Consider the following 12,070-nt stretch of genomic DNA (forward strand, 5'->3'; position numbering starts at 1 on the left):
GGGAGTTAGCCATGAAACTCTACCGCTTCCTGACCGGCCCTGACGACGCCACCTTCTGCCACAAGGTCACGGCTGCGGTGAACAAGGGCTGGCACCTGTTCGGCTCGCCGACCTATTCCTTCGACGCCGAAACCAGGACGATGCGCTGCGGCCAGGCGGTGGTGAAGGATGTCGAGGGCGCCGAATACACGCCTGACATCAAGCTCGGCGACTACTGATTTCAGGTTCTGCCGCTATTCGGCGGCTTCCTCCAGCCTTTCCATGTCCTCGTCGGACAGGCCGAAATGGTGGCCGATCTCATGGATCAGCACATGGGTGACGATGTCGCCCAGCGTCTCCTCGTTTTCGGCCCAGTAGTCGAGAATGGCGCGGCGGTAGAGTGTGACGCGGTTGGGGCCTTCGCCGGTCTGCGGGTTCCAGCGCTCGGCGATGCCGCGGCCCTCGAACAGGCCGAGCAGGTCGAACGGCGTTTCCAGCGACAGGTCGTCCATGATCTCGTCGGTCGGGAATTCGGCCAACTGAATGACGACCTCGCCGGTCAGCTGGCGAAACTCTTCCGGCAGATGCGCATAGGCTTCGAGCGCCAGAAGCTCCATCTCCTCGATCGAGGGCGAAAGCTGGTCGTGCCAGGCGCGGGTCTTGTAAATGCGGGCCATTCTTTGTCCTTTTGGGGGCATATAGCCCTTTGCCGCCGCGCTTACGAGGCCTTTGCCGCTCGGGCGCCAAATTAGCGGCGACAGCAGCAGGAGAGGAGAGGAATAAATTCTCCTTGAATCGGCTTGACTCTCCAGGGCGCCTCTGGAATCTATAGGAACATAACAGGAACAACAGGGAAGCAGATCGACATGGCGACCAGCGCCGTGGCGCGGGATGTCGTTTTTGCCTTGCGTCAGAAGATAGCCAAGATCGAGGGAACACTGGCTGAGAGGCTGGTCTCGCCTGCCGACGGCCAGCCGGTCGCGGGGCTGCTGGTCCGCCGCAACGGCCACGCCTCGGCGCGTGACTTCTTCCTGCCGACCGGTGTCGAGCGGCTCGACGAGGTGCTTGGCGGCGGCCTGCCGAAGGCGGCGCTGACCGAGATCCATGGCACCGAAACCCGCAATGCGGGGGCTGCCGCCGGGCTGGCGCTGGCGCTCGTCAGCGGCATGCTGAAGGAGCGGTCGCGGCCCAGCGACCTGGTGCTGTGGGTCGGTACCACAGAGATGTTCCGCGAGGCAGGGTTGCCCTACGCACCGGGCCTCGCCAGCTTCTTCGGCATACAGGCCGAAAGCCTGCTGCTTGCCGAGGCGCCGAAGGCCGCCGACGTGCTGTGGATCGCCGAAGAAGCAGCCCGCATCGAGGAGATAGCAGCCGTCGTCGTCGAATTGCGCGGCAACCCGCGCATTGTCGACCTCACGGCGACGCGGCGCCTGCACCGCCGGGCGCAGGACAGTGGCCGGCCCGTCCTCCTGCTGCGCCAGTCGGCCGAGCCGGAACCAACGGCAGCCCCCGTCCGGCTGGTCGTCTCGCCGGCGCCGGCCACCTTGCGGCAAACGCTTCTCGGACCGCTGGCCGGTTCGATCGCAGCTCCCGCCTTCGCTGTCGAGATTGGCAAGAGCCGCACGGCTCTTCCCGGCAGCTTCATTCTGGAATGGAACCTCGATGCACGCACCCTCGCAGAACGAAGCCCAGAGAATCGTATCGCTGTGGTTTCCCCATCTCGCGGCCGAACGCATCCTCCGGCGCAGGCTGGGGCGGTCCTGGCGTTCAAGCCCGCAGCCGTTGAAGCCGCTGGTAACAAGCCACCGCGAGAACAACACCCAGCGCATCGCCAGCCTCGACGCACGGGCTGAGGCGCTTCGCTTGAAGCCGGGCATGGGCATCGCCGAGGCGCGCGCCATGCACCCCGACATCGATGTCGTCGAAGCCGATCCCGAGGCCGACCGCCGGTTGCTCGAAGGACTTGCCGACTGGTGCGACCGCTACACGCCGCTTGTCGCGATCGACGGTGAAAACGGACTGTTCCTGGACATTTCAGGCTGCGCTCACCTCTTCGGCGGCGAAAAGGCGCTGCTTGCCGATCTGATGGCGCGGTTTTTCCACCAGGGTTTCGACGTGCGCGCCGGTCTTGCCTCGACGCCTGGTGCTGCATGGGCAACGGCACGTTTCGCCACGGGTCAAATCCTGGCCCCGGGCAACGAACGCAAATTTCTCGCGCGCCTGCCGCTGTCGGCGCTGAGGATCGATGCCAGGACGAAGGCGAGCCTCGAAAGCGTCGGGCTGCGCAGCGTCGGCGCGATCATGGACGGGCCGCGCGCGCCACTTGTTCGTCGCTTCGGGGCAGAGCTCATCGAGCGCCTCGACCAGGCGTTGGGTCGGCTCGATGAGGCGATCTCACCGCGCCTTCCTGTCGCCCCGCTTTCGGTCGAGCGCCATCTCGCCGACCCGCTGTCGCTCATCGACGACATCGAGCGGCTGATCGGCCTGCTTGCTGCCACCCTCAAGGTCGATCTCGAGCGCCGGGAAGAGGGCGCACGCGCGCTCGAACTGCTGCTGTTCAGGGTCGACGGCATGGTCAGCCGCATAACTGTCGGGGCCTCACGCCCCATCCGCGAGCCGGTACTGGTGCGCCGGCTGTTTCATGAGCGGCTGGCGGCACTCGGCGAGACAATCGATGCCGGTTACGGCTTCGACCTCGTGCGTCTCTCTGCCCTGTCGACGGCCCGCTTCGACGCGCGCCAGGCCGATCTTGCCGGCGAGGTGGTGGAAGATGGCGACGAAGAACTGGCGATCTTTGCCGATCGCATCAGTGCACGCCTTGGCGAAGCTGCGGTGCTCGAAGCGATCCCGGTCGAGAGCCATTTGCCGGAACGTGCCGCCCCCGCCCGGCCCTATGCCCAGGAAGAGGCCCGCAAGGGCGGAGCCGAGCGTCCTGCCAGAGCGGCGCAGCAAGCTACCAGGCGGCTCCGGTTGCCCGACCGCCCCATTCGCCTGTTCCGCCAGCCCGAACCCATCGATGTTCCAGCGACCGAGATTCCCGATGGTCCGCCGCTCAATTTCCGCTGGCGCCGGGCGTTGCATCGCGTGGCGCGGGCGGAAGGGCCCGAGCGCATCGCGCCCGAATGGTGGCGCGAGGCGGCCGATGCGCCGACGCGCGACTATTACCGCATCGAGGACGCCGAGGGGCGCCGCTACTGGCTCTACCGGCAGGGCCTCTACAATGCGCAGGTGGTGCCGCGCTGGTTCCTGCACGGGGTCTTTGCATGAACATGGTCGTCGCTGCCAGCTATGCCGAATTCGGCATCCAGTCGAATTTCTCCTTTCTGCGCGGGGCTTCCGCTCCGGAAGAGCTGGTGATCGCGGCGAAATTCCTGGGGCTTTCGGCCATCGGCCTTGCAGATTGCAATACGGTGGCTGGTGTCGTCCGCGCGTGGAAGATGGCGGAGACGGAAGGGCTGGCCTACCACCCGGGATGCCGCCTGGTTTTCGCCGACGGTACGCCCGACATGCTCGCCTACCCCAGGGATCGCAAAGGCTGGGGACATCTGTGCCGCATGCTTACCCAGGCCAATGCCCGGGATGAGAGCGAAAAGGGTGCGCCGCTTCTCTATCGGGAAGATCTTTTCGAGTGGGGCGACCTGCTGTCGCTTGCCATCCTGCCCGACGTCGCGGTCGCCAGGGAAGATGGCGTTGCGCTTCTGCGCAGTCTCAAGGAGCGCTTCGGCACCTCCTTGTGGCTGGCGGTCGCGCCGAGTTTTGACGGCAACGACCGCTTCAGGATCGAGCAGGCCGCGACCATGGCTGCCATGGCAGGCATACCGCTGATGGCGACCAATGATGCGCTCTACCATGCACCGGACCAGCGCCCGCTGCAGGATGTGCTGACGGCAATCCGCCTCAGCGTGCCTGTTGCCGAGGTCGGTTTCGAGCTCAAGGCGAATGCCGAACGCCACCTCAAGCCGCCTGTCGATATGGCAAGGCTTTTCCGCAACCACCCGGAGGCCCTGGCCGAGACGTTGCGCTTCGCCGAAAGCCTGCATTTCTCGCTGAGCGAGCTCAAATACAATTACCCCGACGAACCGACGGAATCCGGTCTCGAACCGCAGGCGGAATTGGAACGGCTGGCCTGGGAAGGTGCCAAAAAGCGCTACCCGGACGGCGTTTCGGAAGAGGTTCAGGGCATCATCCGGCATGAGCTCGACATCGTCGAAAAGCTCAATTACGCCCGCTATTTCCTCACCGTCCACGAGATCGTGAAGTTCGCCCGTTCGAGAGGCATCCTCTGCCAGGGGCGCGGCTCCGCGGCCAATTCTGTCATCTGCTTCTGCATCGGAATCACCGATGTCGGACCCGATATCGTCGATGTGCTGTTCGAGCGCTTCATTTCGGAGGAACGTGGCGAGCCGCCGGATATCGACGTCGACTTCGAGCACGAGCGGCGCAACGAGGTGATCGAATTCATCTACGAAAGATACAGCGCCAAGCGCACCGCGCTCGCGGCTTCCGTCGTCACCTATCGCGGTCGCTCGGCGCTGCGCGAAGTCGCCAAGGCGATGGGCCTGTCGGATGACGTCAGGGGCGCCATGTCCGGCTCGATCTGGGGTTGGTATTCGTCGGAACTGGGCGAGAAGGAAGCGACGGCCGGCGGCCTCGACAAGGCGGACCCGGTGACCCGGCATGTCATCGACCGCGCCAATGAGATCATGGGCTTTCCGCGCCATCTGTCCCAGCATGTCGGCGGTTTCGTCATCACCAGAGACCGGCTCGACGAGATCGTGCCGATCGTCAAGACGGCGATGGACGAGCGCAAGATGGTGGAGTGGGACAAGGACGACCTCGACGCCGTCGGCATCCTGAAGGTCGATGTGCTGGCGCTGGGCATGCTGACCTGCCTGCGCAAGGCCTTCAACCTGCTTGAGGCGCATTACGACGAGCGTGACCGACATGGCCGTCCGTTCGAGCTGGCGACGCTGCCGCCGGAGGACCCCAAGGTCTATGACATGATCTGCCGGGCCGACACGCTCGGCGTCTTCCAGATCGAGAGCCGGGCGCAGATGTCGATGCTGCCGCGGCTGAGGCCGCGCAAATTCTACGATCTTGTCATCGAAGTGGCGATCGTCCGTCCCGGCCCGATCCAGGGCGACATGGTGCATCCCTATCTCAGACGCCGACAGGGCAAGGAAGCGCACGGCTTTCCCAAACCGGAGCTTGAGGACATCCTGGGCAAGACCCTGGGCGTGCCGTTGTTCCAGGAGCAGGCAATGAAGATCGCTATCGTCGCCGGCGGCTTCACGCCCGGCGAGGCCGACCAGCTCAGGCGCGCGATGGCGACGTTCAAGCGCACCGGCACGATCGGCAATTACCGCGACCGCATGATTCAAGGAATGGTCGACAGGGGCTACCAGCGCGACTTCGCCGAGCGTTGCTTCAAGCAGATCGAGGGTTTTGGCGAGTACGGTTTTCCCGAGAGCCATGCCGCGGCCTTCGCATTGCTCGTCTACGCATCATGCTGGTTCAAGGCCTATTATCCAGACGTGTTCTGCGCGGCGATCCTGAACGCGCAGCCGATGGGCTTCTACCGGCCGGCACAGCTGGTGCGCGATGCACAGGATCACGGCGTCGAAATTCGCCAGATCGACGTCAACCATTCCGTCTGGGACTGTACGCTCGAGCGTTCGGGCTTCGACCCAAAACGCATCCAGCAACGTCACGCCGAAATGCGGGATGTCATCAGGACCAGCCACGCCGTCCGGCTCGGCTTCCGCCAGATCAAGGGACTGAGCAAAGCCAAGATGGAGCAGTTTGCCGCGCGGCGTGGCAAGGGCTACGTCTCGGTGCGCGATGTCTGGCTGCGCTCTGGGCTCGATGTCGGCGAGATCGAGCTTCTCGCCCAGGCGGACGCCTTCCGCTCCATCGGCGTCGACAGGCGGGCGGGGCTGTGGGCGGTGCGGGCGCTCGATGGCAAGAGTGCCGCCGAGATGCTGCCGCTGTTCGACCGTCCCGAAGTGCAACTGGGCGACAACGAACCAGAAACATACTTGCCGTCAATGCCGCTCGGCGAACATGTCATCCACGATTACCGTTCGCTCGGCCTGTCGCTGAAGGCGCATCCGGTGGCCTTCCTCAGACACCATCTCGACCGTGCCGGTATCACGCCCAATGCCCGGCTCGGCGACGTGCCCGACGGGCGGCGCGTCTCCGTCGCCGGGTTGGTGCTGGTTCGCCAACGACCGGGTAAAGGCAATGCCATCTTCCTCACGCTGGAAGACGAGCATTCGATCGCCAACATCGTCGTCTGGGCCCGTGTCTTCGAGCGCTTCCGGCCTGTCATCATGGGATCGAAGTTCATCCGCGTCACCGGCAAGCTGCAGAAGGAATCCGGTGTCATCCATATCGTTGCTGACAATATGGAAGACTGGACGCATTGGCTGGCGACGATGTCGGAGGAACTGCAGGCAACTGCCGACCAAGGCAACCAGCCGGTTGCGGAAGGACGGGCCAGCGCCGCCGACAAGGCCGCACGTGACCCGCGCATGCTGCAGAACTACGAAACGCTGGCCCGCAAGGCGAGCAGCGTCATGCCCAAGGGCCGCAACTTTCAATAGGAGGACGCCGCTGTTGCCCGAAGCGAAGGCCGCACAGCTCAGCGATTTGCGGGGCGCAACATCTTCGCCCTCCGGCGGGCAGGAAGGTTGCTGCTCAGGCGCCGGGGTTGGCCTCCTGATCTCCAATCTGCCGCGCCTCGGAGGGCAGCATGACGGGAATGCCGTCGCGCACGGGGTAGGCCAGCTTTGCCAGCCTGGAGACCAGTTCGCCGCGTTCGGCATCCCACTTCAGCGGGCCCTTGGTCAGCGGGCAAGCCAAAAGTTCGAGCAGCTTGACGTCGATGTCGCGTTTGTTGGTCTCGACCATTTCCGGCTCTCCGGCAGCGTTGCCTATTGCAGGCTCGATCCGAAATCCTCGTTTTCGCGAGCCAGCGCCATTTCGGTGATCGCAATCAGCGTCTCGGCGCGGGTCTTGAGATCGGGAGCCTCGAGCAGCGCCTGTTTCTCGGCAGCACCGTAAGGCGCCATCATCGACAACGCGTTGACCAGTATGGCGTTGTCGGCACGGCTGACGCTCTCCCAATCGGCCTCGAGTTCGTTGGCCTGGAGGTAGGTGCGAAAGGCCTTGAGCAGTGCCGGCCGGTCGACTTCCGCACCGGCCTTGTCCTCGCCGAGATCCGCCGCAAACGACGTGATCCTGCACTGCCGGAACGGCGTCTTGACGGCCAGCTCCTGGGCGACGCGGAAACGGCAGACGCCTTGCAGTGAAATCAGGTAGCGCCCGTCTCCCGTCTCGGCGAGCGAAGTGATACGGCCGATGCAGCCGACCGGGCAGAGCGCCGGTTCGCCGTCCGGCCGCAGATTGCCGTCGAGCGAGGGCTGGATCATGCCGATCAGCCGCGAACCGGCCATCGCATCGTCGATCATCTGGAGGTAGCGCGGCTCGAAGATGTTGAGCGGCATGCGCCCACCCGGCAACAACAAGGCAGCCGTCAGCGGGAACACCGCCAGCGTTGTCGGCAGATCGCTGTCGAGCCGGTAATGGGCGTTTCCTGCCTGCATCTTGTCCTCAGCTGCTACTCATCTGGGGTAGCGGCGGTCAAACGCAAGACCGCAACGATTGTACGGTCACGAAAACAACAGCGACGACAGCTTGCGTCTTGTGGCCAGCGTTACTTCGTCGGTGAAGCCCCAGGCTTCGAAGAGCTTGAGCAACTGCGCCCTGGCGCCGTCATCGTTCCAGGTCCGGTCCGCCTTGACGATGGCCAGCAGGTTGTCGGCCGCCTCGGTGCGCTGGCCCTTGGCGTTCTGGATCATGGCGAGATCGAAACGCGCCTGGTGATCACCTGGGTTCTGCGCCAGCCGGCGATCGAGCTCGGCGGAATCGCCAAGCGCTGCGGCTTCTTCGGCGAGTGCGATCTTGGCACGGACTGAAACCAGGGCAGCGGCTGCCTTCTTGTCGTCAGGCGCGCGTGTCAGAACCTCGTTTGCGCCTTCGACGTCGCCTGCTTCGAACAGGATGTCGGCAAGCGCTGCGATGGCGTCGATGTTGTCGGGCACCTGTTCGAGCACGGCATCATAGATCTGTACCGCAGTCTGCAGATCGCCAGCTTCGCGTGCTTCGGCAGCTGCCGCAAGCGCCTCGGCGATCTCAGGCTGGCCGCCATCCTTGCCGGCGATCTTGTCAATGAAGTCGCGGATCTGGCTCTCGGGCACCGCACCCATGAAGCCGTCGACCGGCTGGCCATTCTTGAAGGCGATGACGGCGGGAATCGACTGGATGCCGAGTTGGCCGGCAATCGCCGGATGGTCGTCGATGTTCATCTTGACCAGCTTGACCCGTCCGCCGGCAGCCTGGACGACGCGCTCGATAACAGGGGTCAGCTGTTTGCATGGGCCGCACCACGGCGCCCAGAAGTCGACCAGCACCGGCTGCTTGCGCGATTCCTGGATCACGTCGACGCTGAAGGCAGCGGTCGTCGTGTCCTTGACGAGATCGGCCGCGGGCGCAGCCGCATTGGCGGGTGCCGCGCCAAATTGCACGTTGGTGGCGTACTGGCTGCTCATGCCGCCGAAGGGATTGCTTTCGTTGCTCATCTTCACTCTTCCGGTATTCGCTATCTTCTGCCGGCGATCAGGCCCAGCCGCTGTCCGTCCACCATGTGGCGATCAGGCCCAGCCGCTGTCCGTCCACCATGTGGCGATCAGGCCGAGACTTTCAAGATAACAGCATCATGGCCGGTTGCCTCGACGAATCGCAGCAGGTCGGCATTGGCAATCGAGGTCGTGGCTTCGTTGGTCAGCGGGTGGGCGTTGATGACGGCGTTTTCCATCAGCGCGCTGTCGAGCACCAGCTTCACCCTGGCCGAGGTGTCGTTGATCAGCCCGAAGACGGTGACAGCACCAGGCACGACGCCAAGCAGCTCCATGAGCGCCTCCGGCTTGCCGAACGAAACCCGGCTCGAGGCACCGATCAACTGGTGGATCTGCTTGAGGTCGACGCTTGCTTCCTCATCGACAGTGACCAGAAAGAAGTTGTCCTTCTTGTCCTTGAGGAAAAGGTTCTTGGTGTGCCCGCCTGATATGGTGCCGCGCAGCGCCTGTGAATCGGCGACGGTGTAGAGCGGCGGATGGTCGTGGGTGGTCACTGAAATGCCGAGCCCGGACAGATAGGCGAGCAGTTCGGCGCGGGTCTTGGGTGTCATCGAGGCGGTCATCGCAGCTTCCGGGAATTGCCGTTGCGCGAGGTTTATGGGCAAAGCCGGCTTGCTGCACAAGTCCGGCATGGCGCTGACGCAGAGCTTCCCGAGGGGAATCATGGGATTTTCAGCCGCCGCGAAAAAAGTTCAAGACAGAGCGGTTTTTCCCTGTTGCATTCCCCGCGAGCTTCGGCCATATAGCAGCCGTTGCGGCGACGAGCCGCGGCGAGCGGGTGTAGCTCAGGGGTAGAGCACAACCTTGCCAAGGTTGGGGTCGAGCGTTCGAATCGCTTCACCCGCTCCAAATATCCCACGAAAAGGCCGCGGTTTACCGCGGCCTTCGTCGTTTCTGGAAGGCGGTAAGACCGCGACGCTTCAATGCAGCTTGTCCTCGAAGCACGGTCGAATGGCTTGGTCCGCGGCAAATGTCCGTATCGTCACCGCGGCCGCTAGATTCGCGTCAGGCGCTCGAAGCGCGACAGAATCATTAGCGCGGTTGCCGCGCGGCCGACCCGGAACCCAGCACAGCCTCTACAGGGCCGAACGGACAAGATAGCGTGCCGGCATGAGCCCTCGACAGACGCCAAGGCCAGTGGCGCCGAACGCCTTGCAGTCTGCTTGGCGAGGTTACGATCCCAGCTAGACGGCCGATGCCTTGGCGGCGCGTAGCAGCATGCCGAACAGGTCGCGTGGCTCGTCGGGATCGGCCAAAAGGTCGAGCTCCTCGAACAGGCCGGTGTCGATCAGCTTGTCCCTGACGTAACGCAAAGCGGAAAAATCTTCGATGGCAAAGCCGACACTGTCGAACAGCGTGACCTGCGCGCTGGAGTTGCGGCCCTGCGCCTTGCCTGCCATGACCTGCCACAGCTCGATGACGGGGTGATCGGCAGCCAATTGCTGGATCTCGCCCTCGATGCGGGTCTGCGGCGGGAACTCGACGAAGATGTCGGAGCGCAGCAAGATATCCTTGTGCAGCTCGGTCTTGCCGGGGCAGTCGCCGCCGACCGCGTTGATGTGAACGCCGGTGCCGACCATGTTGTCGGTCAGGATGGTCGCAAGCTGCTTGTCGGCGGTGACGGTTGTAATGATCTGGGCACCTTCCACCGCGTCCTGCGCGTTGTCTGCAATGACGATGTCGAAGCCCATGCCGGCAAGGTTCGCCTTGCATTTCTGCGAGGCGGAGGCGTCGATGTCGTAGAGCCTGAGCCTGTTGACGCCAAGCAGCGCCTTGAACGCCACGGCCTGGAATTCCGACTGGGCGCCATTGCCGATGATGGCCATGGTGTCGGCGCCCTTGGGCGCGAGATATTTGGCTGCCACCGCCGAGGTGGCCGCGGTGCGCAGCGCCGTCAGGATGGTCATCTCGGTCAACAGCATCGGATAGCCGTTGCCGACATCGGCGAGCACGCCGAATGCGGTTACCGTCTGGCGGCCGTCGCGGGTGTTCTTGGGGTGGCCGTTGACGTATTTGAAGCCGTAGAGGTGGCCGTCACTCGTCGGCATCAGCTCGATGACGCCGTCATGACTGTGCGAGGCGATGCGCGGGGTCTTGTCGAATTGCTCCCAGCGCAGGAAGTCCTCTTCGATGTAGGCCGACATCTCGGTCAGGAAACGCTCGACGCCGACCGCCAGCACAAGCTTCATCATGTGGTCGACGCTGACGAAGGGAACGACGTTCAGTTTTTCGGTCATGGTCAGTAACTCCTGGTCGGACGGTCCATGATGCGGCGGCCCATCAGGCTCGCCGTCAGGTCGACCATCAGCGTTGCGGTGCGGCCGCGTTCGTCGAGGAAGGGGTTCAGTTCGACAAGGTCGAGGCTGGTGACCAGGCCGCTGTCATGCAGCATTTCCATCACCAGATGTGCCTCGCGGAAGGTCGCTCCACCGGGCACTGTGGTGCCGACGGCGGGCGCGATCGCCGGATCGAGGAAGTCGACGTCGAAGCTGACATGCAGCATGCCGCCTTCGGCCGCCACACGCTCCAGGAAGGCGCGCAGCAATGGCGCGATGCCATGCTCGTCGATGGCGCGCATGTCGTGGACGGTGACGCCCGCCTCGGCAAGCGCGACACGCTCGGCCGGGTCGACGCTGCGAATGCCCAGCGCGCAGATGCGGTCGGGGCTGACATTGGCCTGAAGCTTGGGGAAATAGCCCTGGAAACCGGACTGGCCGCTGGCATAGGCAAGCGGCACGCCGTGCAAATTGCCGCTGGTGGTGGTGTCGAGCGTGTGGAAATCCGGATGGGCGTCGAGCCAGAGCACGAACAGCGGCTTGCCGAGTTCGTCGGCGCGCCGGGCAATGCCGCTGACCGTGCCTGCCGACATGCTGTGGTCGCCACCGAGGAAGATCGGCAGAGCGTCGGCACTCATCTGGTAGGCTGCCTCGGCCAGGGCGGCGGTCCAGGCTGCGATCGCGGGCAGGGCTTTCAGCGCCTTGTTCGGGTGTGCCGGTATTGGCCCCGGTGTCGGCACCACCTGTCCCATGTCGGCGACGGAATGGCCGAGCTCGACCAGCGCCTCGACAAGGCCAGCGGTCCTGAGCGAGCTTGGCCCCATGTCGCAGCCCCTGCGGTCGGTACCTTCCTGAATGGGTGCGCCAATGATCCGGCAATGCATCTCGATGTCTCCTCGCCGAGCCGTGGCCCGGTTTTGTTTGCAGTTCTCGCGCTGGCGGCCGTGTTCTGCCTCTGCGCTTTCGCCCTCGCTCTTGAGCCAGGCGACGAAGGCATCGGCGACGTTCGAGCGCGCATGCACCACGGCATAATATGCCCCGAGCGTGGCGTCCACGGGCACAGGTGCCTGATCGTGCCTGGCCGCAAGCGCTGCCGAAACAAAGGCGGTGTTGGCC

General features: G+C 64.2%; 11 protein-coding genes and 1 tRNA gene. 5 read left to right on the forward strand and 7 right to left on the reverse strand.

What is annotated here, in order from left to right:
- The first annotated feature begins 11 nt into the window (after positions 1-11).
- Positions 12-218, forward strand: a complete 207-nt coding sequence (locus SLT36_RS04120; RefSeq protein ID WP_067955933.1) for a DUF1737 domain-containing protein — start codon at positions 12-14, stop codon at positions 216-218.
- Between the two features lie 15 nt (positions 219-233).
- On the opposite strand, the gene SLT36_RS04125 is transcribed toward SLT36_RS04120, so the two are convergent.
- Complete coding sequence (locus SLT36_RS04125) at positions 234-656, reverse strand: metallopeptidase family protein (protein WP_067955935.1); 423 nt, start codon at positions 654-656, stop codon at positions 234-236.
- Between the two features lie 189 nt (positions 657-845).
- Here SLT36_RS04125 and SLT36_RS04130 point away from each other — a divergent pair, with 189 nt between their 5' ends.
- From SLT36_RS04130 to SLT36_RS04140, 3 genes are read left to right on the forward strand one after another with little or no spacing between them, the layout of a single operon-like run.
- On the forward strand, positions 846-1,832 hold the full coding sequence (locus SLT36_RS04130) for an ImuA family protein (RefSeq protein WP_432285965.1): 987 nt from the start codon (positions 846-848) through the stop codon (positions 1,830-1,832).
- The gene (locus SLT36_RS04135; protein ID WP_432285966.1) at positions 1,762-3,246 is read left to right on the forward strand and encodes a Y-family DNA polymerase; all 1,485 of its coding nucleotides are present in this window, start codon (positions 1,762-1,764) and stop codon (positions 3,244-3,246) included. The genes SLT36_RS04130 and SLT36_RS04135 overlap by 71 nt, the downstream gene beginning before the upstream one ends.
- Positions 3,243-6,584 (forward strand): error-prone DNA polymerase, encoded by a 3,342-nt coding sequence (locus SLT36_RS04140; protein ID WP_432285968.1) that lies wholly within the window; start codon positions 3,243-3,245, stop codon positions 6,582-6,584. The genes SLT36_RS04135 and SLT36_RS04140 overlap by 4 nt, the downstream gene beginning before the upstream one ends.
- 94 nt (positions 6,585-6,678) lie before the next feature.
- Here the strand turns inward: SLT36_RS04140 and SLT36_RS04145 are convergent, their stop codons facing one another.
- The 4 genes from SLT36_RS04145 to SLT36_RS04160 all read right to left on the reverse strand — a co-directional run bounded on the left by SLT36_RS04145 (position 6,679) and on the right by SLT36_RS04160 (position 9,241).
- Entirely contained in the window at positions 6,679-6,891 is a 213-nt protein-coding gene (locus SLT36_RS04145) for a Trm112 family protein (RefSeq protein ID WP_432285969.1), read from the reverse strand.
- A gap of 23 nt (positions 6,892-6,914) precedes the next feature.
- Positions 6,915-7,586, reverse strand: a complete 672-nt coding sequence (locus SLT36_RS04150; RefSeq protein ID WP_115730104.1) for an LON peptidase substrate-binding domain-containing protein — start codon at positions 7,584-7,586, stop codon at positions 6,915-6,917.
- Between the two features lie 66 nt (positions 7,587-7,652).
- Positions 7,653-8,621, reverse strand: a complete 969-nt coding sequence (gene trxA / locus SLT36_RS04155) for a thioredoxin (protein WP_432285970.1) — start codon at positions 8,619-8,621, stop codon at positions 7,653-7,655.
- A 107-nt stretch (positions 8,622-8,728) separates the two neighbouring features.
- Complete coding sequence (locus SLT36_RS04160; RefSeq protein ID WP_432285971.1) at positions 8,729-9,241, reverse strand: prolyl-tRNA synthetase associated domain-containing protein; 513 nt, start codon at positions 9,239-9,241, stop codon at positions 8,729-8,731.
- A 211-nt stretch (positions 9,242-9,452) separates the two neighbouring features.
- On the opposite strand from SLT36_RS04160, the gene SLT36_RS04165 reads away from it, so the two are divergent.
- Positions 9,453-9,527, forward strand: a tRNA-Gly gene (locus SLT36_RS04165).
- A gap of 335 nt (positions 9,528-9,862) precedes the next feature.
- Here SLT36_RS04165 and SLT36_RS04170 read toward each other — a convergent pair.
- Positions 9,863-10,915: an ornithine cyclodeaminase gene (locus SLT36_RS04170; protein WP_432285972.1), complete on the reverse strand. Its 1,053-nt coding sequence runs from the start codon at positions 10,913-10,915 to the stop codon at positions 9,863-9,865.
- A 2-nt stretch (positions 10,916-10,917) separates the two neighbouring features.
- Complete coding sequence (rocF, locus tag SLT36_RS04175; RefSeq protein WP_432288236.1) at positions 10,918-11,838, reverse strand: arginase; 921 nt, start codon at positions 11,836-11,838, stop codon at positions 10,918-10,920.
- Between the last annotated feature and the right edge of the window lie 232 nt (positions 11,839-12,070).

This window comes from Aminobacter sp. BA135 (genome assembly GCF_050859125.1).
GTDB lineage: Bacteria > Pseudomonadota > Alphaproteobacteria > Rhizobiales > Rhizobiaceae > Aminobacter > Aminobacter ciceronei.